The organism is Vibrio mediterranei (assembly GCF_900088415.1).
In the GTDB taxonomy this organism is placed as follows: Bacteria; Pseudomonadota; Gammaproteobacteria; order Enterobacterales; family Vibrionaceae; genus Vibrio; species Vibrio mediterranei.
Window position 1 is genome coordinate 81617 of sequence record NZ_FLLQ01000001.1, and the last position, 26604, is coordinate 108220.

27 protein-coding genes are annotated in these 26604 nt (G+C 42.9%); 21 read left to right on the top strand and 6 right to left on the bottom strand.

Translation table 11 applies throughout. The features are described 5' to 3' along the window. Positions 1–140: 140 nt before the first annotated feature. The 5 genes from VME0621_RS00380 (at position 141) to VME0621_RS00400 (ending at position 6277) form a co-directional block, all read left to right on the top strand. Entirely contained in the window at positions 141–1535 is a 1395-nt protein-coding gene (locus VME0621_RS00380) for a coniferyl aldehyde dehydrogenase (protein WP_062461216.1), read from the top strand. 297 nt (positions 1536–1832) lie between these two features. Continuing rightward, positions 1833–2891, top strand: coding sequence for a hypothetical protein (locus VME0621_RS00385; RefSeq protein WP_006069586.1), 1059 nt, complete (start codon positions 1833–1835; stop codon positions 2889–2891). A 179-nt stretch (positions 2892–3070) separates the two neighbouring features. Beyond that, on the top strand, positions 3071–3847 hold the full coding sequence (locus VME0621_RS00390) for a helix-turn-helix transcriptional regulator (protein ID WP_062461218.1): 777 nt from the start codon (positions 3071–3073) through the stop codon (positions 3845–3847). A gap of 195 nt (positions 3848–4042) precedes the next feature. After that, positions 4043–4855 carry an SDR family NAD(P)-dependent oxidoreductase gene (locus VME0621_RS00395; RefSeq protein WP_062461222.1) on the top strand — a complete coding sequence of 271 codons (813 nt, stop codon included), beginning with the start codon at positions 4043–4045 and terminating at the stop codon, positions 4853–4855. 243 nt (positions 4856–5098) lie between these two features. Next, positions 5099–6277, top strand: coding sequence for an OmpP1/FadL family transporter (locus tag VME0621_RS00400; RefSeq protein WP_062461225.1), 1179 nt, complete (start codon positions 5099–5101; stop codon positions 6275–6277). Between the two features lie 38 nt (positions 6278–6315). Here VME0621_RS00400 and VME0621_RS26745 read toward each other — a convergent pair whose 3' ends face one another. Then, positions 6316–6546, bottom strand: coding sequence for a hypothetical protein (locus VME0621_RS26745; protein WP_197498247.1), 231 nt, complete (start codon positions 6544–6546; stop codon positions 6316–6318). On the opposite strand from VME0621_RS26745, the gene VME0621_RS00405 reads away from it, so the two are divergent. Continuing rightward, positions 6545–6853, top strand: a complete 309-nt coding sequence (locus tag VME0621_RS00405; protein WP_231892893.1) for a hypothetical protein — start codon at positions 6545–6547, stop codon at positions 6851–6853. The two genes, VME0621_RS26745 and VME0621_RS00405, sit on opposite strands and share 2 nt — an antisense overlap. Before the next feature lie 56 nt (positions 6854–6909). Here VME0621_RS00405 and VME0621_RS00410 read toward each other — a convergent pair whose 3' ends face one another. Further along, positions 6910–8103, bottom strand: coding sequence for an HlyD family secretion protein (locus VME0621_RS00410; protein ID WP_062461234.1), 1194 nt, complete (start codon positions 8101–8103; stop codon positions 6910–6912). Positions 8104–8107: 4 nt separating this feature from the next. Then, positions 8108–8431, bottom strand: a complete 324-nt coding sequence (locus VME0621_RS00415) for a DUF3302 domain-containing protein (protein WP_006069592.1) — start codon at positions 8429–8431, stop codon at positions 8108–8110. Positions 8432–8761: 330 nt separating this feature from the next. Between VME0621_RS00415 and VME0621_RS00420 the strand changes: the two genes are divergently transcribed. From VME0621_RS00420 to phnD, 11 genes are all read left to right on the top strand, one after another. Next, the gene (locus VME0621_RS00420; protein ID WP_062461236.1) at positions 8762–10339 is read left to right on the top strand and encodes an arylsulfatase; all 1578 of its coding nucleotides are present in this window, start codon (positions 8762–8764) and stop codon (positions 10337–10339) included. 191 nt (positions 10340–10530) lie between these two features. Next, positions 10531–11835 carry an anaerobic sulfatase maturase gene (locus tag VME0621_RS00425; protein WP_062461239.1) on the top strand — a complete coding sequence of 435 codons (1305 nt, stop codon included), beginning with the start codon at positions 10531–10533 and terminating at the stop codon, positions 11833–11835. A gap of 9 nt (positions 11836–11844) precedes the next feature. After that, positions 11845–12393, top strand: a complete 549-nt coding sequence (locus VME0621_RS00430) for a hypothetical protein (protein ID WP_062461242.1) — start codon at positions 11845–11847, stop codon at positions 12391–12393. 83 nt (positions 12394–12476) lie between these two features. Beyond that, positions 12477–13445, top strand: coding sequence for a tetratricopeptide repeat protein (locus VME0621_RS00435; RefSeq protein WP_062461245.1), 969 nt, complete (start codon positions 12477–12479; stop codon positions 13443–13445). A 19-nt stretch (positions 13446–13464) separates the two neighbouring features. Then, positions 13465–14451 carry an AAA family ATPase gene (locus tag VME0621_RS00440; RefSeq protein WP_370736755.1) on the top strand — a complete coding sequence of 329 codons (987 nt, stop codon included), beginning with the start codon at positions 13465–13467 and terminating at the stop codon, positions 14449–14451. A 4-nt stretch (positions 14452–14455) separates the two neighbouring features. Continuing rightward, positions 14456–15391, top strand: a complete 936-nt coding sequence (locus tag VME0621_RS00445; RefSeq protein ID WP_062461248.1) for a DUF58 domain-containing protein — start codon at positions 14456–14458, stop codon at positions 15389–15391. Beyond that, the gene (locus tag VME0621_RS00450; RefSeq protein WP_062461249.1) at positions 15384–15860 is read left to right on the top strand and encodes a DUF4381 domain-containing protein; all 477 of its coding nucleotides are present in this window, start codon (positions 15384–15386) and stop codon (positions 15858–15860) included. The genes VME0621_RS00445 and VME0621_RS00450 overlap by 8 nt, the downstream gene beginning before the upstream one ends. 9 nt (positions 15861–15869) lie before the next feature. Further along, positions 15870–16892, top strand: coding sequence for a VWA domain-containing protein (locus VME0621_RS00455; protein ID WP_062461252.1), 1023 nt, complete (start codon positions 15870–15872; stop codon positions 16890–16892). Next, positions 16889–18505 (top strand): vWA domain-containing protein, encoded by a 1617-nt coding sequence (locus VME0621_RS00460; protein WP_062461255.1) that lies wholly within the window; start codon positions 16889–16891, stop codon positions 18503–18505. Before VME0621_RS00455 ends, VME0621_RS00460 begins: the two co-directional genes overlap by 4 nt. A 68-nt stretch (positions 18506–18573) precedes the next feature. After that, positions 18574–19788, top strand: a complete 1215-nt coding sequence (locus VME0621_RS00465; protein ID WP_157769583.1) for a BatD family protein — start codon at positions 18574–18576, stop codon at positions 19786–19788. A gap of 97 nt (positions 19789–19885) precedes the next feature. Next, positions 19886–20809 carry a phosphonate ABC transporter substrate-binding protein gene (phnD, locus tag VME0621_RS00470; protein WP_062461261.1) on the top strand — a complete coding sequence of 308 codons (924 nt, stop codon included), beginning with the start codon at positions 19886–19888 and terminating at the stop codon, positions 20807–20809. Positions 20810–20890: 81 nt separating this feature from the next. On the opposite strand, the gene VME0621_RS00475 is transcribed toward phnD, so the two are convergent. Further along, on the bottom strand, positions 20891–22084 hold the full coding sequence (locus tag VME0621_RS00475; RefSeq protein ID WP_062461264.1) for a C45 family autoproteolytic acyltransferase/hydrolase: 1194 nt from the start codon (positions 22082–22084) through the stop codon (positions 20891–20893). 131 nt (positions 22085–22215) lie between these two features. Here VME0621_RS00475 and VME0621_RS00480 point away from each other — a divergent pair, with 131 nt between their 5' ends. From VME0621_RS00480 to VME0621_RS00490, 3 genes are all read left to right on the top strand, one after another. Continuing rightward, positions 22216–22626, top strand: a complete 411-nt coding sequence (locus VME0621_RS00480) for a helix-turn-helix domain-containing protein (protein ID WP_062461268.1) — start codon at positions 22216–22218, stop codon at positions 22624–22626. 153 nt (positions 22627–22779) lie between these two features. After that, positions 22780–23145, top strand: coding sequence for a hypothetical protein (locus VME0621_RS00485; protein ID WP_096442557.1), 366 nt, complete (start codon positions 22780–22782; stop codon positions 23143–23145). 17 nt (positions 23146–23162) lie between these two features. Beyond that, entirely contained in the window at positions 23163–23729 is a 567-nt protein-coding gene (locus VME0621_RS00490) for a hypothetical protein (RefSeq protein ID WP_062461270.1), read from the top strand. 39 nt (positions 23730–23768) lie between these two features. Here the strand turns inward: VME0621_RS00490 and VME0621_RS00495 are convergent, their stop codons facing one another. After that, a complete protein-coding gene (locus VME0621_RS00495; RefSeq protein ID WP_038227024.1) occupies positions 23769–24527 on the bottom strand; it encodes a DeoR/GlpR family DNA-binding transcription regulator in 759 nt (252 codons plus the stop codon). Between the two features lie 27 nt (positions 24528–24554). After that, entirely contained in the window at positions 24555–25436 is an 882-nt protein-coding gene (locus VME0621_RS00500; RefSeq protein ID WP_062461273.1) for a sugar kinase, read from the bottom strand. Between the two features lie 266 nt (positions 25437–25702). Between VME0621_RS00500 and yihU the strand changes: the two genes are divergently transcribed. Next, entirely contained in the window at positions 25703–26596 is an 894-nt protein-coding gene (gene yihU, locus VME0621_RS00505) for a sulfolactaldehyde 3-reductase (RefSeq protein ID WP_006069612.1), read from the top strand. Positions 26597–26604: the final 8 nt, after the last annotated feature.

Consider the following 26604-nt stretch of genomic DNA (forward strand, 5'->3'; position numbering starts at 1 on the left):
ATCTAAAGCTTATTTTAAAGACGCTAGGTTATGAATGACTTGGCGTTTTTTTTTATGCAGTAATTTGCAGTATATTTTACCGATGCATAAGTCGGTTATTTATTGTGTAGTAAAAGCTTGCTAACAACGTGGAACATCCTATGAACATAAATAACTTATTTCAAAACTCAATTGATGCGTATAAAGCGAATACTAACCCCACCTTAGATGAACGATTAGAAAAGCTTCAGAAATTGAAGCAGATTCTTGTTGGTAACATTGATACTTTTGCTGAAAGTATCGGCAAAGACTTTGGACAGCGTAGTTTACAAGACACAATGCTCGAAATCCTACCTATCATCAACAATATCAATTACACCATCGATAACCTAGAGAAGTGGATGCAACCGTCACTGCGCCATCCGGGAGTTTTATTAGCGAGTACTTCGCAAGCGCAAGTAGTGTATCAACCTAAAGGTGTGGTTGGCATCATTAGTACATGGAACGCACCATTAATGGTGACGCTAAATCCATTGACCACCGCATTGGCTGCTGGTAACCGCGTGTTAATCAAGATGAGTGAGTTTACACCGAATCTAAACTCAGCTTTGAGGAATGTACTAGCGACTGAATTTAGTGAAGATGAAGTGTGTGTAATCGAAGGGGAGGCGGATGTTGCTGCACAATTCAGTGCACTACCTTTTGATCATATTTTGTTTACTGGTTCAACAACAGTTGGAAGATTGGTCATGAAAGCCGCAGCGGAGAATCTTACACCAGTCACGCTCGAGCTTGGCGGTAAGTCTCCAGTGTTGATCGACGAAACCATTACTATTGCCAAAGCAGTTGAACGTATCGTTGTAGGTAAGAGCGCGAACAACGGCCAGTATTGCATAGCTCCGGACTACGTTTTATTGCCAGAGGATAAACTAGAGGCTTTTATTGCTGAATATGTAGCACAATATCAAGAGCTGTTCGTTGATGGTGTCGATTCATTAGAGATGACGTCACTGGCAACGGAAAGTCAAATGACGCGGATTCATAATTATTTGGAAGAGTCGCAAAGAAAAGCAGAGCGGATAGTATCATGCCACCCTAATGGATATCGCTTTGAAGATCGATTGTTATCTACTCAGCTTATTATCAATCCAGCTGCAGATTCTTTGGTAATGACGAATGAGATTTTTGGGCCACTATTACCTGTAATCACTTATCAAAAATTGACAGAGGCGCTTGATATTATCGAATGCAATCCGAACCCGCTGGCGCTTTACTTAATGAGTGAGTCAGATGAAAGACAAGACTGGGTGACGAAGAACATAAAGTCTGGCGGGATGTGTATTAATGATGCTTTATTCCACGCTGCTGTTGATGATGCGCCATTTGGCGGTATTCGAGAGTCAGGAATAGGGGCTTATCACGGTATAGAGGGCTTTCATACTTTCTCTCATGCCAAAACAGTACTTAAGACTGGTGATGTATCTTTAGTAAAACAGATGTTTATACCAGGAGATAATGAAGTCAAGCAGATGATATCAACGTTATTATCCAGCTAAATAATAAAAAACCAGCTTGCAATAAGCTGGTTTTTTTATAATCAGTCAAAGCTTAAATTCAGTAAATTTACGGTACCAAACCTTAGTGAATTGGTTGTTTAAAATCGGATAATTTGACTTAGTAGTAATGTTCTTTTTTGATAAATTAATTAATGTGAAGTGCCGCACGTGGAGAAATAAAGTTTCAGTAATATTACCGTATTTATACCATGTTGGTTGATTCAATATTATCCCCATCGAAAGGACGCTTACGTTCAAAAACATAAGCAAACCAACATTACTATCGGGATACAAAAAATGAAAAAACTGGCCATTGCAATCGCTATGATTTTGTCGGCACCTGCTTTAGCAGAATCAGACGCAGCAACTATCTCTGCTGAGCAATCATCTGCAGCAAATATCTCAGATCTGTCTTCTACTGCTGATAAACCAAATAACCTGTATGATTTTATTGAGAACGATAAATTGTCTGGCGTCGCTTACGCAGGGGCAGAGTTAGGCGGTAACGTATTATTTGATGACCAAGCAGATGGAAACTTTGACCAAACTTATATGTTTAAAGTAGGTGCGGACTTAAGTTATTCGGTGACAGATAGCTTTTCGATTCTAATGGGTGGTGAAGCTCGCTATGCTTGGAGTGGATTAGATACAAAAGTAGAAGCGACAAACTATGTCGACCGCTTTGTATTTGGTACTAAAACGGTAGCAGGTGTTACGACATTTGGTAAACAATGTGGTATTGCGGATGTATACCTTGGCTTTGGTGATATCTCTAAAGAGTACGGTTTAGGTGCAGAAGCTGACGAAGCGGCGTGTACTGACGAACAACTTAACCACCACTATTTTGGTGAAAACTTCGATATCGGTGCGGCATGGGAGCACACTAATGATGCATGGGCTGTTGGTGGTTCTGCAACGGTAGGTCCAGTTGTTATCGGTGGTACTTATGTGGATATCGCAAAAGGTGAATATTCAACAGACGCAATCGACCGCAGCGAAAAAGTCTACACGATTGGTGCGGTAGCAGTATTTGACAAGTTTAACTTTGCTGCAAAATACGATTTTGCTGACGTTGAGTCAGATGGTACAAATGCGGTAAATAATGAGGAAACAGAGGGTTATGCACTAGGTATCGCTTACCAAGCGACAATGAACCTCTCTATCTCATCGACATATAACTCGGAAAACTACAATTTCGATAAAGAGAGCAACAAAGGTGGTACATTTGATAAAGATGACTGGTTCACTATCGGTGCTTCATACCGTCTTAACGAACACCTTGAGTTAGTGACTGATTACAAATTCACGTCTGAAGATGATGACAAGCTATTCCTACGCGCTAACGTAAACATCTAATTTAGTATTTGACACTGTTCTATTTAACCCTTTGCCAGTAGCATTAGCTACTGGCCTTTTTTTGCCAAGATTTAACATTTAATAAAATCCCAATTTTTAGCCCACACGTTGACACTTTTTCCAGATGGGCTAGCTTTAAAAAACTATAACTATTAGTCTGTTGTATCGCGAGAATTAGAATGAAGAGTACTTTTGAAGAGTTGTTAATGAGTCAATCAGAGCGACTGACGGCCTCAAAACCTAATGAGTTTCTGGACAATTTTGTAGAACTTGCTGAAGAAGCATTAGAGTGGTTCAAGCTCGATAGGCTAACAGTGTTTCCCAATTCGATGATTCTTCTCAATGATGGTAAGACGATCTCCGTATCTCGAAAAGGTATCCCTCCACTCGAAAAGCAACGATTTCTTAAAGGTAATTACAAGGACTACCTAAGAATTTTACGTTCAAAACAAACATGGCAGATATTTGACAGCGAAGCGTTAGCCAAGCACTCACTTGATCCTGTAAAAGAACTCTATCGTGAAGGTGCTAGATGGCATGGCATTATTCGTTTGGAACTATTTGGTCAGACGTGGGGAGCGCTTGCCTTTTCCCGTTTTAGTCTAGATGAACCGCCATTATCAGAGGAAAACCTGAAGCGACTGCGCTTGTTGTGTGATATTTGGTTATGCTTCTGGCAGCATGCGACTATGACCCGTAATCTAAGTCTTGATGATAGCAATGCAGTCGATGAGAGCGAAAAGCTTCTACTTTTGAGCAAAAAACAATGTACGGTACTTACTTTGCTTGCCCAGGGCTATACCGCAAAACAGTGTGCCGAAAAGCTGTTCTTGAGCCCAAGAACGATAGAGTCGCATAAATATCGAATGCTCGATATATTGGATTTGGATAATCATACAGAACTAGTGCAATTTGCGCTTAGGAATGGCTTAGGCATCGAATCCGTTGACCGCTAACTAAAATATTTTGCAAATTCTTAGACAATTATCTTATCGATTATAAGGGGTGATAATCCGTTACCCCTTAAGTACTACTATTGCAGTATTAATTACTGCATATTCCTGCATAGTCAATTCGTATACTTCCTCTCAATAATAGAGCAACAGTTCTAAAGATAAATCGAATTTCAATTATCGAGAGAGAATCAACGTATGAAAAGCATTATGAACAAGACCGTGCTTGTAACGGGTGGTGCGAGTGGCATGGGTAAAGCATATGTGGAGCGTGCAGTCGCAGAGGGTGCAAAAGCCGTCATAATCTGGGATTTAAACCGAGATGCAATGGAGCAGGTTAAACAAGAGTTTCATAACAGCGAGACTCAAATATACACGTTTCAAGTTGACGTTACGGATACTCAGTTGGTTTATCAAACTGCGGAGGTCATTCTGAAAAATATCGGTGCGGTCGAGCTCTTAATTAACAATGCGGGTATTGTTGTGTCGGAACACTTTATTGACCACGACCCAAGGAAAATTGATTTATCAATGCAAATAAATAGTACTGCACCTATGCATATTGCACGTGCTTTTTTACCTGCAATGGCGGAAGTAGATGAGGGTCATATCGTCAATATTTCATCTGGTGCCGGTTTCATGTACTGCCCAAGAATCACAGTGTACTGTGCTAGCAAATGGGCAATGTTAGGCTGGTCTCAAGGATTGCGCGTCGAACTGGCTGAGACGCTACCGCATATCAAAGTGACCACAGTTACGCCTGGCCACATTGACACAGGAATGTTCGCAGGTGCACATTCTAAGTTAATGCCAATGATCTCAACAAATGAAATGGTCGATGCGGTTTGGAAGGGGATTAAAAAGAACAAAATACTCGTAGCACGACCACGTGCTGTAGGTGTTATTCCCTTTATTCGTGGTTTGGTTGGTTTTCGTGGTTGGGATTGGATCTCTAAGATCACTGGCACGAATGACTTTATGGCCGGGCATAATGATACTCGTAGAAAATAATAAACACTGTCTATAGTTACTCAATTCGAAGCCGTACCTCACTGTATATTTTGGTATAGGTGCGGCATTAATTTCTTTCAACATACCGCCTTCACAAAATACCATTCGTTCTTTCCGGTGCAGTATTTTTACCGATCATTTCACAAGCTCAGTTTTTTAAAATTGTATTAGTTAAATAATCAATAAAAGTGCAGCTAACTGCACATGGAAATTTTCTAATACTTTCTTTTAGAGCGAATTCACATGAAGAAATCTACGATCGCATTGTTGCTACTAGCGCCGACAGTTCAAGCAAGTGGTTTGTTATTGCAAGAGGCCGTTACGGCCAACGCGGGTGCTGCTGGTGCTGGTGATGGTGTTTACACTAAATCTGCAGCCGCCACATGGACTAACCCTGCCTCAATGGCCTTTATGGGTGAGCAATTGACGACGGTCAATGCAATGTTGCTCAACCTGAAAATGGATTATGACGATAAATCTGGTATAGCCAATGGTGACGGAGAAGCGACCACTACGATGCCTTCACTTGGGGTATTTTATGTGCGACAACTGAATGATTCGCTTCATCTTGGTGTGAACTTTGGTGTTGTTGGTGGTTCATCAATTGAATACGGTAGTGAGTGGGCAGGGGCGTCGTATCTAGATAAGGCATTTATGACTGGGGTTCAATTGAATCCCAATATGAGCTACAAGTTGAATGAAAACTGGTCTATCGCACTAGGTGCTCAGATTAGCTATGGATTACTTGAAGTATCCACGGCTTCATTGCAAACGGACCTGGATACTGACTGGGCTTATGGCTATACCGCAGGTATTATGCATAAGCAGCAAGATTGGTCCATCGGACTTAGCTATCGCTCTAAATTGGAACACGAGTTTGCTGTTACGGCAACATCTGTTGACCCTGCAATGTCGTTACCACTTCAAACTGAGTTGTTAGTACCCGCCATTGTTGACCTGAGTGGTCGTTATGATGTTAACTCGAAAATCGCTATTTTGAGCTCAATTCAGTTCCATCAATGGAGTGATTTTGAGGAAACGCCGTTATATACCGACAACCTAACAAGTTCAGTAGATAGACAGTGGCAGGATGTTTGGAAATTTGCAGTGGGTACAGAGTATAAACTCAACAACGGTTGGGCATTAAAAGCTGGATTCTCCTATGAAACTTCGCCACAAGATGAGCCCTCTTTGCAGTGGGTAGATCTGCCAGTTGGTGAGCAATATCGTTATTCATTCGGCGCGAGCACTGAATGGGGGGACAAAACAGTCGACTTCTTTTATGAGTTTGCAGACTTTGGTTCTATACCCGTGGAGCGACAAGTCGGGGCACCAGATAACGGGTTGAATACGCCACTACCAGACCTTAATGGTACTTTTAAAGGCTATATCCATTTTGTAGGCGTTAATCTAAGCTTCTAAACTCTCACCTTTCAAGTAGCGCTATTCTAGCGCTACTTCTACTCAATTCGCTCGTTATATACCGTAATTCTTACTGAATACTCAGCAGCTGCCATTGGATAGACTCCCGTTATAGATTGATTTTTCGTCAAATTATTTTCGTTAACGTTAGCAAAGTGGTGCATTATGTTTTTTAATCGATTCTTAAAACCGTTTCTCGTTGTTGGTGGCTTAATTACGATGTATGCGGGGATATACGCCGTCAATCCCGAGTCGGCTTTACGAGACATGAATAATCTTCCTTATGATGCTAATTATGTGTTTCTATTTCGACACTGGGGAATCATGGTTGGCTTAATGGGTTTCTTTATCGCTGCATCAGCGTTTAAACCACAATGGAGGGAATCTATTATTCTCTATTCGTTTTTGGAGAAGTTGTTCATGGTGTACTTGTATGTATCTAACTTCTTTAACCCTGAAACTGTACATCTAAATGCCAGCTTTATTCCATTTGCGATAACAGATATCACTATTTGTACTTATACATTGGGCTATTGGCTTGAGAACTGGAAGGCAAAAAAAGCTTTGATGCGATAAATCTGAAGTTACAAAAAAACCTCGGCAAAAGCCGAGGTTGTTACATCTAGAGTAGTTTACTTCATTGGCCAAACATACTTTAACCAAGACATCATACGCAACAAAACTCGACGTACGATTGAAGTATGAAGAATATCTCCTTCATGATTCAATACGACAGCTTGGCCTTGAACACCCATTGGTAGTTCATAATTATCCAGGTCTTCGTCAAGCTCGATAATTCCAACAGCAAAACCATGTCGAGTTAAAGTACTGGCTGATACTAAGGTACCATTTGCTTGCACTTCACCTTCTCGCATTGCTGGCAACACACTGACCAATTTCCCTGTAAACACTTTACCAGGCTGTGAATCTAAGATCATTTCAGTTTCTAAACCTGGTTGGAGTCTTCGTAAAGAGTTCTGCCAAAACATCCCGGCAATTTGACGTTTTCCGGTATCTGGAATGAAGACCATTGAGGGGCGTAGCGGGATCGATGCAGAGCGAAAACCCGGAGCTAAGGCAATTTGAGTCGGTATACCATCGGCTGGGGCACGAACGATGGTGTATTCCAAATCGAGCTCTGCTTGTTTTACTGCTTCGATTAATTGTGCCACACGAGTATTTTCGCCATAGATATTTGAGTCTGCATCTAGGCGAACTCGCTCTTGCTCTGATTCGGCGGCATCTAGGGTAGAACGAGCGATATCAACACTGGCTTTTGCCGAGTTGTAGAGTTCTTTCTGTCGTTCAATTTGACCATCTGTGAATGGAGAGTTTTCGCCGCCTTTCGTATGAGCTTCGGTGTAACGTTGGTAGGTTGAAAAGGTACGGTTTAAATTGGCTTCTGCTTTTTGTACTGCGGCTTGTGCTTTTTCAGTGTTTGCAATTGCTGAAACTAATCCCTGATCTTTCTGGTAGGCAATACTTTTCGCTTCTTCTAAAGCGGCTTTCGCTTTACGGAGCGCAATCTGCTGTTTGTCATTTTCCAAAGTAAATAGAATATCGCCCTTTTTAACAGGCACATTGGCTTTGGCGTGAACTTCTTTAACAGTCCCCGTGACTTGAGGGATGATAGGGACTGAGACAAACACTTCTTTAGAAAATTTAGCATAAGGGTGGTTGTAGTTCATCGCAATCATAATGGTACTTAAAATCCCAATCCCGCCTAAAACGGCTGTAGGAACCGACCATTTATTAAGAGGAATCTTAAACAGTTTAAAGATACCAATACATAAAGCCGTATAAGTTAGAATAATCAGCATGTCCATATTATTAACCCTCTGCCTTATTTATGTGCTGTTTAAGTTCAGCAATTTCATTTTTTAGATGAACGAGCTCAGACTCTAGTTGAAGTTTTTGTTGTTGAGTGAATCCCCACCCGGTGCCAGGCTTGTACAGCGTGGCCCAAATCCATAAAAAAGGCCATATGGCGTGGAGTGTAAAGAGGCTAACCCAACCTGCTACGTGTATTGCATCCTGATGTGGGTGGTTACGCTTGTGAGCGATTTCGTAGGGAATGTCATGAATGACAATTATTCCATAAAATATTGTAATAAATACAAAAAAAACCAGAAATAGAGCAAAGTAATCTAACATAAAGACACCTGAGTTTGGACCAAGATATTATGTCGCTCAAAATGGCGACTCTGAAATGAATAGGTGAAGGGATGATAGGGAGTGGAAATAGAGTGAAATACAGTAAATGTACTGAACCAATAGGACATTTGAACTACAACCATTAAAAAGCTAGTAAATTATGATTAGGGTCAATTTTCTTTATCGATTATTATTGGCACTTATGGTTTATAGTGACGGGTAGCGCTATTTAACTATCTATGAATTAAATAAGCAGTAATTATACTGATTACCCAATACATCGCTTTTTAAATAATAGTTCTGATTTATTTCTAATCCAAGGTCTGAACTATGTTTCAAAAGAAAACGTTCCTACAACTAGCGGTAGGTGCAGCGTTAGCTGCGACGTCAATGACAAGTTTCGCAACAACCGACACTTCACGTCCAAATATTTTGGCAATTTGGGGTGACGATATCGGTATTGATAACTTAAGTGCATACACGAAGGGCCAAGCAGGTCACTGGACTCCAAATATCGACCGTATTGCTAACGAAGGTGTCTTATTCACGGATTTCTACGGTGAAAACTCATGTACAGCCGGTCGTGCGGCCTTTATTACAGGTCAACACCCAATGCGTACCGGTTTGACTAAGGTAGGTATGCCAGGAGCCAAGCAAGGCTCAAAAGGTGAAGACCCAACGATTGCGACTGTGCTTAAAGAAAAAGGCTACATGACCGGCCAGTTCGGTAAAAACCACCTTGGTGACCTGGATGAGCACTTACCAACTAATCACGGCTTTGATGAATTCTTCGGTAACCTATATCACTTAAATGCTGAGGAAGAGCCAGAGCATCAAGATTATCCAAAAATGCCTTGGTTCAAGAAGAAATTTGGACCGCGCGGTGTGATTCACTCCTATGCAGACGGCAAGATCGAAGATACGGGTCCATTAACGAAAAAGCGCATGGAAACAGTGGATGAAGAGTTTCTTGCGGCAGCTCTCGATTTCATCGACCGAGCTCACAAAGAAAATAAACCGTTCTTCGTTTGGTTCAATGCGACTCGTATGCACGTTTGGACTCATCTTAAAGAAGAATCAAAGGGTCTTTCAAAGCGCGGCGGCATTTATGGCGATGGCTTGGTAGAGCACGACAATATGGTTGGTGAGCTCTTAGACAAACTAGATGAGCTAAAGATTGCTGACAATACTATCGTAAGTTACACAACAGATAATGGCGTTGAGAAACTGTCTTGGCCAGATGGTGGTACAGCTCGTTTCCGCGGCGAGAAAAACTCATCATGGGAAGGTGGTCACCGTGTCCCTGCCATGATGCGCTGGCCAGGGAAAATTCCTGCTGGCTCTGTTGTAAACGAAATCGCAGCGCACAATGACTGGATGCCAACATTTGTTGCAGCAGCAGGGGATACTACGATTGTAGAAGATCTGAAGAAAGGTAAGAAGATCAATGGTAAAGAGTACAAGGTACATCTTGATGGCTACAATTTGCTTCCTGCATTAGAAACAGGCAAGGCGACTACGCAGCACAACTTAACAACGTGGCCGCGCCATTACTATATCTATGCAACAGATGTTGGTGATATTTCGGCGGTTCGCGTCGGTGATTACAAGATTATGTTCAGTGTGAACAACTGTCATGGCTTGGAAACTTGGAACTGTTCATTTGAAGAGCTACGAGCTCCTAAAATGTATAACCTACGCCAAGACCCATATGAGGTCGCTGATCACGAAGGCATGTATACTCAATGGTACATCGAACACTTGCCTTACCTATACTTAGGTGCTGCGACCACAGGTCAGTTCCTTCAAACGTTCCAAGAATTCCCACCTAGACAGGTTCCTGGATCTTTCTCTATCGACCAAATTGTAGAGAAAATGAATATCTGGCAAAGAGCTCAATATAAATAAAGCCATTGTTATGCTCATCAAAGCTCGACATTAATGTCGGGCTTTTTTTACATCTAAATATAAGAAATTGCTTTGCAACTAAGCAGTAAAATTACCGATTACGGTGAATTAAAGTGGCGGGATAATGGCACTTCAATCAACACAGGGAAGCGCTTATCACAAGGTTTGTGACACCAACGCGAGGCTTCAATATGTCCCAAAAAACACAGCATCTCGGCCAAACACTTCCGCTAAAGCAACCTGCTAAGCGTATGAATATTATGACTAAGCCTATTGGTTCAGCCTGCAATATTGACTGTTCATACTGTTATTACTTGAGCAAAGAAGAGCTGTTGGGGCATGAAAAAGGGTGTGGCAGTCAAATGTCACGGGAAATGTTGGAACATTATATTAAGTCTTATATTGAACAACAAAACTTCCCTGAAATCGTCTTTCACTGGCAAGGTGGGGAACCAACATTACTGGGTGTGAAATTCTTTCGTGATGTGGTTCGTTTACAGAAAAAGTATCGTCCGAAAGGCGTGAAAATAGAAAATAATCTGCAAACTAACGGCACTTTACTGAATGACGAGTGGGGTAAGTTTCTTAGTAAGAATAACTTTATGGTTGGACTAAGTATTGATGGCCCAGAAATGATCCACAATACCTACAGAACAAATCGCTCGGGCAAGGGGACTTTCAAGCAAACTATGCGAGGTGTGGATATCTTGCACAAGCATAAAGTTAACTTTGCTACATTGTCTTGTGTGAACAACATATCTGGTTCTAATCCGTTAGAGGTTTATCGTTTCTTACGTGATGAAGTGCGCTCGCCACAGATGCAATTCATACCTATTGTTGAACCCAAATCTTTTCGAGAAACCGCGCCTCAACATTGGCCGGAATCAGAAATACTATTCCAAGGAATGCCCGAAACAGAGCCAAGCCATCCAAATTCGATACTAGAACCTTGGTGCGTATCGGCAAGCCAATGGGGCAATTTCCTTTGCACTATTTTTGATGAATGGCTCGAAAACGATATCGGTCAGGTCAATGTTCCGTACTTCGAAGCATGCATTGAGTCCTGGATGGGACGAATTAACCCACTCTGCGTGTTTGCCCCTATGTGTGGTAAAGGTTTAGCCATTGAGCACAACGGCGATGTGTTTGCCTGTGACCATTATGTTTATCCGGAATACAAACTGGGCAATATCAATGACGTGGCGTTAGAAGATTTACAGTTTTCTGCAGGCCAACAAGAGTTTGGGAACGCCAAGGAAGGCACTCTTCCCAAACAATGCAGAGAGTGTCAGTATCAGTTTGCATGTTTTGGAGAATGTCCAAAGAACCGCTTTATCAAAACACTCGATGGGGAAAGTGGTCTTAATTATCTATGTGGTGGCTGGAAACAGTTCTTCTCCCATATCGACCCATATATCTCAATGGTTGTTGCAACGATGGGGTATCCGGTACACAAACGCATCAATGCCGATGCAATGAAAATTCGGTTTAAGTAGGGACCTGAAATGATGAATACCATCCGTAATATGGTTCTCACCAGTTTATTGGCGTTGATGTCTAGTGGAACAGCCGCTTCCGTGAACACAACTGAAAACATTGAGACTTTATTCCCTGTTGAACAGGTAGAAAAGATGATTGATTTGGCATTTGAGAATATGAGTATTCGGTATACCGTTTTTGCTACTCAGTTCAACTACTGTCAACAACATCCTAAACACTCTGATTGTGGGGATTCATACCAGAAGAAGCGAACGCAGTATCAAATTGCAAAAGGCAATCATGACGTACTGGAACAGGTGTTTAATCAACAGATGAAGGCATTGGTTATGCCAGAAATGGCTTATCCAACTTTAGTTGATTCCTTACGCGAACTGGCATATTTAGATTCCTCCGCCAATTCCGATATACGCTATATTGACACCTTACACGCTGTAAATGAGTGGCTCGATATGCATGAAATGCCGCAGACCGAACACGTCTATTTTCTTCACGCCTTAATGATCAGGACAGAAGCGTTAAGCCAACAGATACGTGATGAGGACCTATCATCGTGAGATCGCTCATTAATATGATTTTTCTGGTCGCCAGTGTTTTGCTTCCAGTGATAGGTAGTACTAACACGATAGATAGTACTAACATGACAGAAAGGGCTAATACAAAAGATAGTGCTAACGTCTCATCGCCACAAAACACGACGTACGAGTACAGCAGAGAAAATACGTTATCTGAAATGTCTCAGGATGTGACGTTACCGCTCAGTCAGCGTATCGCCGCAACCCAGATGTTGGGAAACTACTCCGGTGCGAATGCGTTAATAGCGCTAGGTCGTGCATCAAGGTCAGAGTATATCGAGCTCAGGATAGCAAGTATTACCGCTGCGCAAAGATGGCAGGGCAGAGCAAGGTGGGATCTCATTTCGCCGTTACTAGAAGACTCTGAACCAAGAGTGCGTTCGCGTGCGGTAAGCGCATTAGCACCATTATGGACATCACTTCCTAACCAATATCAACAAGTACTAGACGCTGCGATAGAACAGCAACTAACAGTGTCTGACGATACGACGGATGGGCGAGTTGAGAGTGCCTGGCTATACCGTATGCGTCAACAATACGACGAAGCTAAGCCGTTATTGCTTAAAGAATGGAAGAATGAGCCTAGCGTTCAAGTTGCGGTTGAATTGGCAGAACTCTACAAAGCAATCGGACAAGATCACGACTCGATACGTGTATTGAGCCAAGGGCTTGAAGCTCATCCAACATCAGCAACACTACACCACAGCTTAGCGCTCACTTATTGGCGAAAGCAGCAAAACCAATTAGCAATCGAACATATGCAGCGAGCCCATGAACTAGAGCCAGATATCACTCAATATACTTATTTACTCGGACTTATGCTGGCCGAAAGTAATCCTGAAAGGGCGTTAGATTTGTTTGAACAAGCATACGTTCAGTTAGGTGTACCTCATTATCTGTACTCGCTTTGTGAAGCAAAGCTAGCCATGGGCGCCGACGCCTCTACTTGTTTAACACAGCTACGCAAACTCTACCCTGAAGAGGCCTTGATGCCGCTCACCAAAAAACACGCTCAAGCAAAGAACGCTAATTAGAATAATGATGACTCAAGATATCCAACACACAGTACTTACTAGGCTTATTAGTCAGGTAAATCGAAATGTCATTGGCCAGCAGCATGTAACGAAATCTATGGTGATAGCGTTGTTAACTGGTGGTCATATTTTATTGGAAGGATTACCGGGTACCGCAAAAACAAGAGCGGTAAAGACCTTAGCGGATTGTTTGAATCTTGATTTTAGCCGGATTCAATTTACTCCGGACTTATTGCCTTCTGATATTACAGGGACTCAAATCTACCAACACGAAGAAGGAAAACTGGAATTTCAGCCAGGACCGATCTTCAGTTCAATTGTACTTGCTGACGAAATCAATCGCTCTCCGGCGAAAGTACAAGCGGCGTTACTCGAGGCGATGGCAGAAGGGACCATCACTGTCGCAGGGGAAACTAAGTCACTGCCTCAACCTTTCATGGTGCTAGCAACGCAAAATCCCATAGAACAAGAAGGAACCTATCCTTTACCTGAAGCACAAATGGACCGCTTCGTTATGAAAGTCACTGTGGATTATCCGAGTAGCGAATCAGAGATGGATATTATTCGTTTAGTTCGAGATGAAGATAGAAACGAGCACAAGTCGGCGACAAAGATTAACGCGACCTTTGAAGGCAACGAATGGTTTTCAGTTGAGACATTAAATGCCGCGCGCGAAGCTGTAAAGCAAATCCATGTTTCGGATGCGATAGATAGGTACTTGGTTGATTTAGTGGTCGCGACTCGTTGCCCTGAAGCTTATCCACAAAGCGACTTAGCGGATTGGATAGATGTTGGTGTAAGCCCAAGGGCATCGATTGCATTGGATCGTTGTAGTCGTGCTCATGCGTTTTTATCAGGTAGGGACTTTGTGTCGCCTGACGATGTCAGAGCCGTTGCTCCGTTCGTATTAAGCCATCGCTTATCTCTCAGCTTTGACGCTGTTTCTGAGGGCATAAACACAACGCACGTCGTCGATGAGCTATTACGTCAAGTGCCGTTGAGTTAGTTTCATGAAGACGACTGCTGTGGATCCAAGAATCGCAACTACCTTAAAGGAGCTCACGCAAGTCAAACACCGTTTACATGCGTTTCAGTTTCCACCATCGAAAAAGGTAGCAAGTCGGCTTGTTGGAGGACATTTATCAGGATTTCGAGGACGAGGTTTGGAGTTTGAAGAATTTCGTCATTATCAAGCGGGTGATGATGTCCGAAATATCGATTGGTTAGTGACGGCCAAAACAAATCAACCGCACGTCCGAGAATACCGACAAGAGAAAGATCGAACTGTACTGCTCTGTGTTGATCAGAGAAGCAACATGTACTTTTCTACCGTCGAGATAATGAAATCCGTTGTGGCGGCACAAGTGACTGCTGCACTCAGTTGGCAGGTTCTTCAGCAAAGCGACCGTGCCGGCGCCCTTGTATTTGGGACTCAAGGTCTAAGCTGGTTTAAACCTAGGCGATCACATAGTGAGCTTCTACGATTGTTTCGCTTACTAGAAAAAGAAAATAATGAACTGGTAAAACGTAATAGTGAAACTGAGAGAGTGACTTTTAACTGTGTTGTACAACGCTTGCTGCGTCAAAAATTAAAAGGTGCAGTGATTGTTGTGATTTCAGATTTCTCCGACTATGACTCTGAAACACGTTTTATGATTCGTCGACTGCAAGCAAACAACGACCTAGTATGTGTTTCAATTCAAGACCCGATGGAGCAAGAACTATTAATACAGGAGGCGATTTGCTTCAGTGACGGTGAACTTCAAGTCGCAGTGGATAGCAGTTTTCAAGAGAAAGTCGACAACTACAATACTCTGTGGCAACAACATCACCTCAGTGTTAAACAGGAATTGCAATCTCTGGGGATACCTTATCTTCAACTCGATACGTCAGGACAACATTTCTCGCAATTAAAGCAACAGTTGAGTGAGAAAGTACATGTCTAAAAACAACATATTACTACGAGATTTAATTGATCCAGCCATACCCGAGATGACGCCATTTTTCCCGCAGACAATCGGCTGGAAAATAGCCGGAGTTTTTATATTGCTCAGTAGCTTGCTCGTCTTGTTGAGGTGGTGGAGAAGTTATCAAGCCAACCGTTATCGACGTATCGCATTGAAAGCCATCGCATGCTTACCCAAGAATCAGCCGAATTACTACTTAACGGTACTCAATAGCGTTTTGAAACAAACCGCGTGTCATTGCTATCCGCATTCGAGTGTTGCTTCCTTGTATGGCGAAGCATGGCTGTTGTTTTTACAGTCTAAGAGCAATTCAAATATGTTCTCGAGTTCAATTGCTCAACAATGGCAGCAGGCAATCTATGCAAAAAACCGGAATCAAGAATGGACACCCAGTCAATTAAGACAGCTTGAGTTAATGGCCTGTGACTGGATTAAACAGCATCGTTAAGGTAAGACAATGATCGAGTTAGAATATCCTTGGCTTATGATTTTGCTTCCATTGCCATATTTCATTTATCTCTGGGCTCCAAGTTATAAGACAACACAGCAGGCACTTTCTGTTCCCTTTTTTACGCGACTGGTCAATGGACTAAACCTTCGTGCAACTAAAGGGGCAGCCAGTCTTAGAGCCAGTCGTTGGCAGCGTGTGTCGATTATCGCTACGTGGTTAATGTTGGTGATAGCAATTGCAAAACCAATGTGGTTGGACACACCTAAAACCTACCAGCTTAGCGGCCGTGATCTCATGTTGGTGGTGGATTTGTCAGGTTCTATGTCGGAAAGGGACTTTCTAGATAATTCTGGAAAAGAACAAGATCGTTTAACCGCTGCCAAATCGGTGCTCGAAACATTTGCCGCAAAACGAGAAGGTGACCGACTGGGGTTAATTCTTTTTGGTGATTCCGCCTATCTTCAATCCCCGTTTACTGCTGACCATGAGGCGTGGCTTGCTTTGCTCGATCAGGCCCAAGTAGGAATGGCTGGAGAGAGCACACACTTGGGAGATGCGGTCGGTCTAACGATAAAAACATATATAGATAACCCTGAGAATCAGACGGTAGAGAAAGTCGCGATCATACTGACAGATGGCAATGATACAGACAGTTTAGTGCCACCCATTGACGCTGCAAAAGTCGCTCAGGCATACGGTATTCGACTGTATATAGTTGTCATGGGCAGCCCAAATACGACAGGCGATCAAGCCATAGATTTTAGCACGATCGAGACAATGGCTACAGTCACCGGCGGGCAAGCGTTTCTTGCTATGTCCCAAGAAGATTTGGACGCTGTATATCAGACCATTTCGGTGTTGGAACCTAAGGAATATCAGAGCTTTACTTATCAACCTAAAACTAGCTTGCATTTTGTGCCAGTGCTGTTGGGAGTTCTGAATCATCTTATGTTTATGCTCTATCGGCTAATGTTTCAAACCAGAGTCTTTCGTTTTCGAGTAAAAGCACAGCCTAAGAGGGAACTATGACTGGTCAGGCGCTAATAGAGCAGTTTCATTTTCTTCGACCGTTAGGGCTGCTGTTGTTGATCCCTTTACTTAGTATGGTTTATTTGCGTTGGCGTAACGAAGCAAAGAGAAGTGAATGGATGACGCGTTTGCCCATTCACCTGCGTGATGCATTGCTGGTGGGGAGGCCAAACTGGTTTAGCCAATTGCCTTTAAAGGGGCTGACGTTGGTGGGCGTTATCGCGATTATCATTGTTGCTGGCCCAAGTTGGTATCGACAAGCCTCTCCTTTTGCAGAAGATACAGCGCCACTGGTTGTTGTTTTGGATGTCTCTAGCTCAATGTCGCAGTCAGATGTTGCTCCAAGCCGACTGTTTATTGCAAAGCAGAAAGTACTCCAATTGCTCAAGTTGCACAATAAGGGGAAAGTATCTTTAGTCGTGTTTTCTGGAAGTGCTCATCTGGTTATGCCTCCGACGCAAGATCTAGCTCTATTCGAACCGCTACTAAACGCGATTAAGCTTAACGTGGTACCAAGAGACGGAAAATTTGCCGAATACACCTTGTCACCAATCCACCAAGTGTTAAGTAAAGCAAAGTCATCGGGCACGGTATTATTAGTAACAGATGGGCTAAGTAACGAAGCGATAATTGCGTACCAAGATTACTTCTCTAGTCACAATCATCAATTGTTGATTTGGGGAATCGGTCATAGCGATACCGATGTTGTTTTTCCTTTAGAGGAGAGGAAGCTTGCGTCGTTAGCAAATCGCGTTGACGGTCAGTCGGTGATGTATTCGCTAAATAACAAAGATGTCGTTGAACTTGCTTCATTGATTGCGAAACACGCTCAGTTTTATGGAGAAGAGAGTGAGCCATGGTATGACTCTGGCTATTACTTACTTGTGCCATTGATGCTGCTGTATCTGTTGTGGTTCCGACGTGGGTGGTTAGTTCAATGGGGGATGGTCATCGTAATGTTATTAGGCTCGGGATATAGCCCTACTACTTATGCTGATTCGATACATTGGATGGATATTTGGCTGACTAAGGATCAACAAGGTCAACGCTTGTTTGCTCAGCAGCAATACGAGTTGGCGGCTAAGACTTTTGAGGAACCATATTGGAGAGCAACCGCTTATTATCTATCAGGCGACTACATTAGTGCTCAACAGTACTACATGAGAGTCGATACTACGGCTTCACAGCTTGGCGCGGCAGCATCACTTGCACATCAACGGGAATATATGGCCGCTCGTCAGCTTTATCGTGACATATTGGATCGAGAGCCTGCAAATGTGACAGCGACTCAAAACCTAGAACTCATGGAGAGGATCATACAACACATAAATGAGTTTTCAGAAGGCCAATTAACCAGTGGTGAAATGGAAGCTAGCAAGGAGTTAGGAGATAAGCCACAAACTGCGGAAGGGGTGACTCAAGAAGTTGATCCTTCGTTGTTACAAGAGCAAAAACTCACAGCAGAAGACTTGCTTGCCGATTCTTCCGTTCACGATAAATGGATGAAACGCGTCAATAGTGACCTCAGCGTATTTCTTACTTATAAATTTCATCGACAGTTGGAGATGGGAGTTGCTACGCAACGTTACGTAGAGCAGAAGGGAAATCAATGAGAGTTAGGTGGTCGTTTTTATCTTTTGTTGTACTGGTCTTAATAACGTGGAGTTGCCAGGCGACAACTATGAGTGAATTGCAACAAAAGGGACGAGTATTTATCAAGGCTTCGGTCACTCCAACAGACACCGTCTCCCTTCGTCAACAAACAACCATTACGATAGAGGTTGGCACGGATACATGGTTTACCAAAGGAACTCGAGTACATCGTTTTGAAGTAGAAAATGCGCTGATTGCCAATCGAAGTCGGTTTGCGATTAATGGTACTCAGCGACGATATGGTAAAACTTACGCGATACAACAATGGGAAGTGACCCTTTACCCTTTAACAACGGGGAAGCTAGCCATTCCAAGTATTATTGTCGAATTGCAGGTGAAAGGGGACAACGGCGATCCTGATGTGGCAGGTTACCTTGTAACAAAGCCAGTAACTTTTGAGGTCAACAAGCCGTCAGCAATGATGGTGCCAGATAAGACTTGGTTAGTGAGTTCCAACATATCTTTGCAACAGGAATGGTCATCACCATCGTCCAAAGATCAGTTTGTCGTGGGAAGTGCGCTTCAGCGAGATGTCGAACTTCAGGTGCAAGGCAGCACCATAATGCTTCTGCCAGAGCGGTTAAGTGAGATACAAAGTACTACCGATTATCAGGTTTACTTTGAAGCCATCAACAAGCAAGACCTTGCAAATCGGGGGGAATACACTGCCGTATTGCAGGAACAATACACTGTTGTGTTCGACACTGCTGGAAAGTTTACCTTACCTTCTATCGATGTATACCAATGGAACCCGAAAACACAGCAATTAGCGCGGCATGAACTACCCGGTAAGAGCGTTTTTATCAAGCATACGTTTAGAAGTTACTTGAGTACTTATTGGATCGAGTTGTTCGTCCTAGTTATTACAATCTGCGTACTAGGATTTGTCGGGAATGTGAGTTTTCGGCGTTATAAAATGGCTAAAGAAAGGGGGCGGTTACCATTGCTGTGGTCTTTCCTTCTAGCTCTTCGAACCAAGGATAATGTCCGGCTAGAGAATGTCGTTTACCTTAAGATTATGACACTAGGGTGTAATGAGCTGACGCAAATATCGTCAGATGTTAATTTCGTAAGAATAATCAACAAGATAAATCAGAGCCGCTACATCATAAACATAAGCCAACAAGCCCCATTGTCCAAGTTTGATTGGTTGACCATTTGGTACAGAATTGAGCGCGCGCCTAAGGCAAAGCTTCCTCTTACTGGTCGTTCATCTAGCAAACGTATCTATCAACCGGATTAATATGACTTTCACGGAACTGTAAAAACCTCATAAGCAGAAACAGTTCCAATAGTGTCGACTCTAAACACGAATATCTGTCGACATTAAGGAAAATGAAATGAAAAACCGTTGGATAGGAGCTCTATTACTCGCAGGCTTAGCCTCTAAAAACCTACATGCCTCTATGCCTAAAGCCATTAACCTCGGTATCTTAGGAGGGGAAAACGCCGAAGCACAAATCGGTAATAACCAATGTGTTGTAGAGTTTATGCAGGAGGAGTTGGGCGTCAAAACCAACATACGAAACTCGAGTGACTATAACTCAGTGATTCAAGGCTTACTGGGGAAGAAAATCGACTTAGTGATTAACATGTCGCCGAAGGCATTTGCTGAGGTATATCTCAATGATCCTGAAGCCATCGATATCATTGGTTTGATTGCAGACAACACAGATAACTCAAGAGGCTATCACTCGGTAGTCATCGTTAAGGCTGATAGCCCTTATCAAAATATTGATGATTTACGCGGCCACTCGTTTGCTTTTGCAGATCCTAACTCAACATCAGGATACCTGATTCCCAACAACCAATTAGAACGTCAAGTTGGTGGAACTATGGATAACCGCTTTAATGGCTTTTTTGAGTCACTAAGTTTTTCTGGAGGTCACGAACAGAACATTGTCGGAGTTATCAACGGTCAATTTGATGCAGCGGTCTCCGCTTCGAGCATGGTCGGTGACAGAGCGAGTGGTTATTCAGCTGGTGCGCTTCATCGATACGCCAAGCACGATCCTGAAGTGATGGACAAGATTCGTATTATTTGGCAATCACCACTGATTGCCAATGGCTCTACTATCGTGAGTAATGATTTAGACCCAAAATTTAAAGCCAAGCTTGTTGCTGCAGTAAAAAAACTAGATAAAGAAGACAATGCATGCTTCTCGAAAGCAGCTGGTGGCTTAAGACATCTTGCCGACACCAGCATTGAAGAGTACCAGTCCGTTATTGACCTTGTTTACGCGACCAAATTTGTGCAGCGATAAAACCTGCTAATAAGCAGACTTGTTGAACGCTTAACACAGTGATATCTAGGCTCATTCGATGAGCCTAGTTCTTTCAGTTAGCTACTTTTCTAGACACACTTTCTGAAAGTCATTCCATTCACCCACCCCCGGAGCCACTTCTAAGCAGCCTTCTTTAGTGTCCATAACTGCGGTTAACGTAGAGATAAAATCCGACCCATATGCTGCATGTTGAGCGATAGGCTTGGTATTAAGCACGTACTTTGCTGCGTCTACATTTCCCTCAGGGCTATTATCGATAAACTGTTGAGCAAACTCTGCGCGCCATTCAGTGTAGGCAGTAGCGATGGTGCGTTTTCTGCTTTTCTCGCCTAACCCTACTGATTCAGCAAAAGACTGCATCACGCCCGGACGTTCGGAATGGTTTGCATGACCGATACCTGCTGGACGTTTTATGACGTAATTATCGCCTTCTAGCATCTCTATACCAATGGTATCGCCATTTGCATCTGCAAAGTTAAAATGCGATGCAACAACCGTTCGGTGTTTTTCTAGAATTTTCTCTGCTTCTTCCACGCTTTTGGCATGACGAGCTAAGTAGTTTTGAAGAGCGCCAAGTTCGATTGCACTATTAGATTGAAGACCTACACCTTTTGAGTCAGTACCCTGAAAGTTAATCACCACACCAATGTCTTTGCCAAGCGTTTGGCCAGAGCCATAAAAACCGGATGCCATGACTTGAACGTAATCGTCAGCTTGAAGAACCCAATAGTTGCCGCCAGATAAAGAAGGGGTATCGTTGACTTGCCCAACCACCCCAGTACCTGCAAAACTAATGGTTGTACAGCCACTTAATGATGATTGGGCTGCTGATGCTAACGCGGCGTCAAGTTGAGATAATGTGAACATCCTTTCTACAGAAATACCTCCTACTTCTGCCAATGCTTCTACTACTTCAAAGTACTCGGGATTGAGTTTTCTTGAGTTCTCCAATACTTTCATGGAGTCTTTTTCGAATTCGACAACATCAATTCCCGCCAATTTGTAAACATACTCTGCCTCTTTAATGCCTCGTCTCACCTCATCGCCAATTTGCTTTTCAAAAACCGTGACATAGCTTTTAGAGTCAAGACCTCGAATATCCACAACTGGCAAGCTTCTCTGTTGTACAAATGTCTCTGGAGCGTAATAGGGTTGGTTAACATTCAAACCTTGCGCAGGCTCGAGAGATATTGCGTTTGCACCACTAGACAGCGTTAGTGCAGCGATGATTAAAGCTTGATGAGTAGTTTGCATAAAGGTGCCCTCAGTTAAAATATAAGGTTTGATAACTAGTGTTGTGTGTAACCTGGTATAAACTTATCATTTGATATATCCGTTATTCGGATAGGATGGGTATGTAAATTCCACATAATGGACAAATCGAAATGGCAGAGATTGAAACAGAAGGTTTTGAGTTTTTTGGGGTCGAGGAACAGGTGTTCCGAAAAATGGTTGTAGAGAGAATAGAAGCATTGATGGTTCAGACCCAGCTTTCCAAGAACTCACTGGCAAAAAAAGCCGGAATTGGTCGCTCTGCGCTTTATGAGAAAATGGATAGAGAAGGAAAGAGCCATTTTACTATTCTAGATTTTTTCCGTATTGCGAAAGCACTCGATGTTAGTCTTCTTCAGCTATTCCCCATGACCAGCTTAGAGCGACTTCATGGCGGGCAATTACCGTTATCTGCCAGCACGTTGAAGTTTCTGGATCTTATGCTGGCAGCTCCGAAAGAAGATGTTGAGTACTTATCAGAATTCTACCGTACATTGAAAAAACGAGACGAGCAGAAAGCATAGCAATTACTTGTTCATCAGGTCGTAAGTAGAAACGTCTTTCCATATTCCAGACAAAGTGGGGCTATGCTTTCCATATAATGGACATTGTCTTTGATACGATTTTTGTCGTTGGCACAGTTGGTGTGCCTGCCGAAATGTTATCGGAGATCTTGTATGAAAACCTTATTTAGAACTGTCCCACTGTCTTTATTATTGCTGTTACCGTTGACCGTAAGTCACGCTGCTTCATCTCCCGAACCTACTGCTCGTGAGTCCCAAACCGAACAATACGCTATGGTGATCGCATCCGGAAAACTCTTAAGTCTGACGAAATGGAAAGTTGAAGTCGACTTTGGGCAAGAACTGGAGATTGGCGTTAGGAACAAAGACCTATTACGCGACGAAAATGGCAAAACCATTGCGTTTAACTCGCCAATGGATGCTCTAAATTACATGAATAGTCAGGGGTGGGTGCTTGTTTCTACAGCCACGACGGAGAGCAAGTTTACCGCTGTAATGAAGCGTACAGCGCATCAGTAAGTAGGTAGGTTGTGCGTATGATGAGCAAAGTAATAAACGTTTCGATGACTGACGTAGATAAGCAGGCTGAGCTGTGGCGGAATAGAACTGTAGCATCTCGACCCAAGGTACCTGCTTTGTGTGTGAATTCCGCGTTAACGTATGTTCGAAACCTATTTCTTCAAGAGTCGATTCTGCAAGAGCCGAGCCACGGCTGCGGTTGGTTAGATGATCTTCTAAGCGGATGTTCTCGATATAGTGCTCTGCATTACAGTGAAATTTTAATCGTCAGCAGTTTGGTAATAAAGCACCGTTTGGAATTTGAAGGCAATGGTTTACTAATTAAGCCAGCATTATACGGTGAGACGCTTGATGTTGAACCTATGTGGGGAGAGGGGGGAGATAAGCGCCAAACGCTCATTCATATCTTGTATTTGCTTAGTAACATGGTGAAACGAACAGGCACGCCAAGTAGTTCGCTTATTACTAGTGCTTTCGTTAGTGCTATAGAGTGCTTCGATGCGATTGGATTAGAGTGCAGGTCATGTTACTTAATCAAGACATCTAGTGGGATGCTGCAAATAAAAACGGCCACCTTGTCTTAGACAAGTTGACCGTTTAATTTTCAGCTGCGCAAACGTAGATTAATCGCAAATCTCAATTGTTGTATCGCCTTTATTCACAATAGCCTCTAATTCTTTAGTCAGAGGCGCATCAGTGAATAAGCAACTTGCATCACTAATTGGACCTAATTCAATGGACCCCTTTGGGATAAACTTAGTTGAATCCAAAGCGACCAACACATGTCGAGCCGATTTCATTACTGTTTGAGTAATCAGAGTTTCGCTTAAGTCATATTCCAATAAGGTACCATCAACATCGATAGATGCTGCACTGGTAATAAGGAAATCAAAACGGAAGTTGGAAATAAAGTCCAATGCTTCAGTCCCGACAATACCACCGTTAAATGCCTTGACCTTGCCACTTGGTATCAGAACATCAAATGTCTTGTTACCGTGTAACACATTCGCAACACGTAAGCTGTTAGTAATAATCTGCAAGTTACTCTTGTTAAGCAGATGACTCGCAATAACTTCAGCGGTCGTACCAATAGTGATGAATACCGTTGAATTATCAGGAATCATCTCCGCAATACGTTTAGCAATAGCGTTTTTCTGTTCGGTCTCTGACACCTTACGGACTTCGTAATCTAGGTTCGTTTTGGTAGCAGGAGAACTTGCTCCACCATGGTGACGTATTACAAGGCGCTCTTCACTGAGTTTCTTAATATCACGACGAATCGTTTGAGTCGAAACGTCGAGCATTTCTGCGAGTTCTTCGACGGTGTAGTAACCTTTGTCGTTAACGAACTGTAATAATTTATCTTGTCTTGGATTAGTCACGATAACCCTTCTTTTTTATTATTGGTTTTATATAGTGTCATCCACTTCTTTTCGGGTTGGAATACCTTCGCGGCCTCCAAGTTTCTTACATTTCAGCGCAGCTACGGTATTGGAAAAGATAATGGATTGACGCGTTTCCATACGCTCTGCAACAGCGACAGCAAGTGCTCCGTGGAAGACATCGCCTGCACCTGTGGTGTCAACAACATCTACTTTCAGACCTACTTGATGTGCGAGTTCGCCATTTTCAAGCCAATAACATCCTTTTGAACCGACTGTAACATAAACTCGTCCAGTTGTCTTTTTTTGAGCGATTTTGAGACCTTCAACAGGATCGCTTGTTCCAGTGAATTTTTCGAGACCTGGCTCACTAAAAGCGACGTGATCTGCTAATTCTACAAGTTCATCAATGGGTTCGGGAGTTATGTCTGCATCTAAAACCGAGGGAATACCCAGTTCTCTTGCTTGCTGTAGTGCATATTTTGCGCCATCTATCCAACGAACATCTGTAAGAATTGTGGAATATGTCGAAAAATCAACATTTTTAAGAGGGGTAGCATCGCGCAGCAGAGACTTGTCTTGATAGTTGACTATCATTCGTTCGCCTTCTTCATCGACGATGACGGCTGAAAATGCAGAGGATGCACCTTCGATTTTCACCATCTTGTCTACGCCAACACCATAGCTGGCCAATTCGGTCAACATGGTATCAGCAACGCTGTCACAACCAACACGACCTATGAAGTCAACGTCATGGCCTAACTTAGCCACTGCGACCGAAGCTGTAGCGGCTGGTCCACCACCAACTTCAAAGTAATCGTGTGCAACATATTTGCCGCCCTGAGTCGGGAGTTGGGAAACCAATTGCACTCGGTCTAATACTGTAATACCAACACAAGCTATCGCCATTTTATATCTCTTATCGTTTCAAACATCATTGGAAAAAAAGCGGTGAAACTATCGTTAGCTTTAAGGAAAAATCTCCGTCGAAAACCATCGAGTGCTTTCACAACTCATGGGCTCATTATAAGGACTAAATAGATTTGCGATGAGAGTATTCTCACAAAAAGATAATAAATGGACATAAAACAACAAAATGTGACAAATGTTGTGGTTATTAAATCTCGAATGATTATAGTAAGTAGCAATTCAATAACAGAACTAAGGACTTTTTCATGTCAACAGTAGGATTCATCGGTCTAGGTCAAATGGGCAGCCCAATGGCAGCAAACCTTATTAAAGGTGGCCACTCTTTACGCGTGTTTGATATCAGCGAAACTGCTGTCGCAAAGATGGTTGAGTTAGGTGCTACAGCCGCTACATCACCAGCAGACGCTGCATCTGACGCTGAGTTTGTTATTACTATGCTGCCTAATGGCGCACTGGTCAAAAGCACACTCTTTGGTGACAGTGGCGTTACAGAAGGCTTAGATAAGCAGGCGTTACTTATCGACATGTCGACCATTCACCCGTTTGAAACTGATGCGCTTATTAACGAGATGTCGGAAAAAGGCTTCTCAATGATGGAAGCACCAGTAGGTCGAACATCTGACCATGCGATCAAAGGTGAGCTGTTGATTCTTGCTGGTGGTACTCCAGAGCAAATCGCCAAAGCGCAACCATTATTTGATTGCATGGGCTCTGAAACAATTGATGCTGGTGGCCCAGGCAAAGGTATTCGCGTAAAAATCATTAACAACTATATGAGCATTGCTCTTAACGCACTGTCTGCAGAAGCGGCGACACTTTCTGAAGCTATTGGTCTTGAGTTTGATGCAGCATTGAAAGTCATGAGTGGTACTCCAGCTGGTAAGGGTCACTTTACAACAACATGGCCGGGCAAAGTATTAGCAGGCGACCTAAGCCCTGCATTTATGCTGGATTTAGCGCATAAAGATCTAGGAATTGCTTTGGATCTTGCTAACCAAGTGAATGTACCAATGCCTTGTGGTGCGGCATCTCGCGAGCTATATAGTGTTGCGCGTGCAGCAGGCCGAGGTCGTCAGGATTGGACTGCGGTATTTGAGCAGCTACGCGTTACTTCAGGTCTTGAAGCAAAAATTAAATAACGGATAGA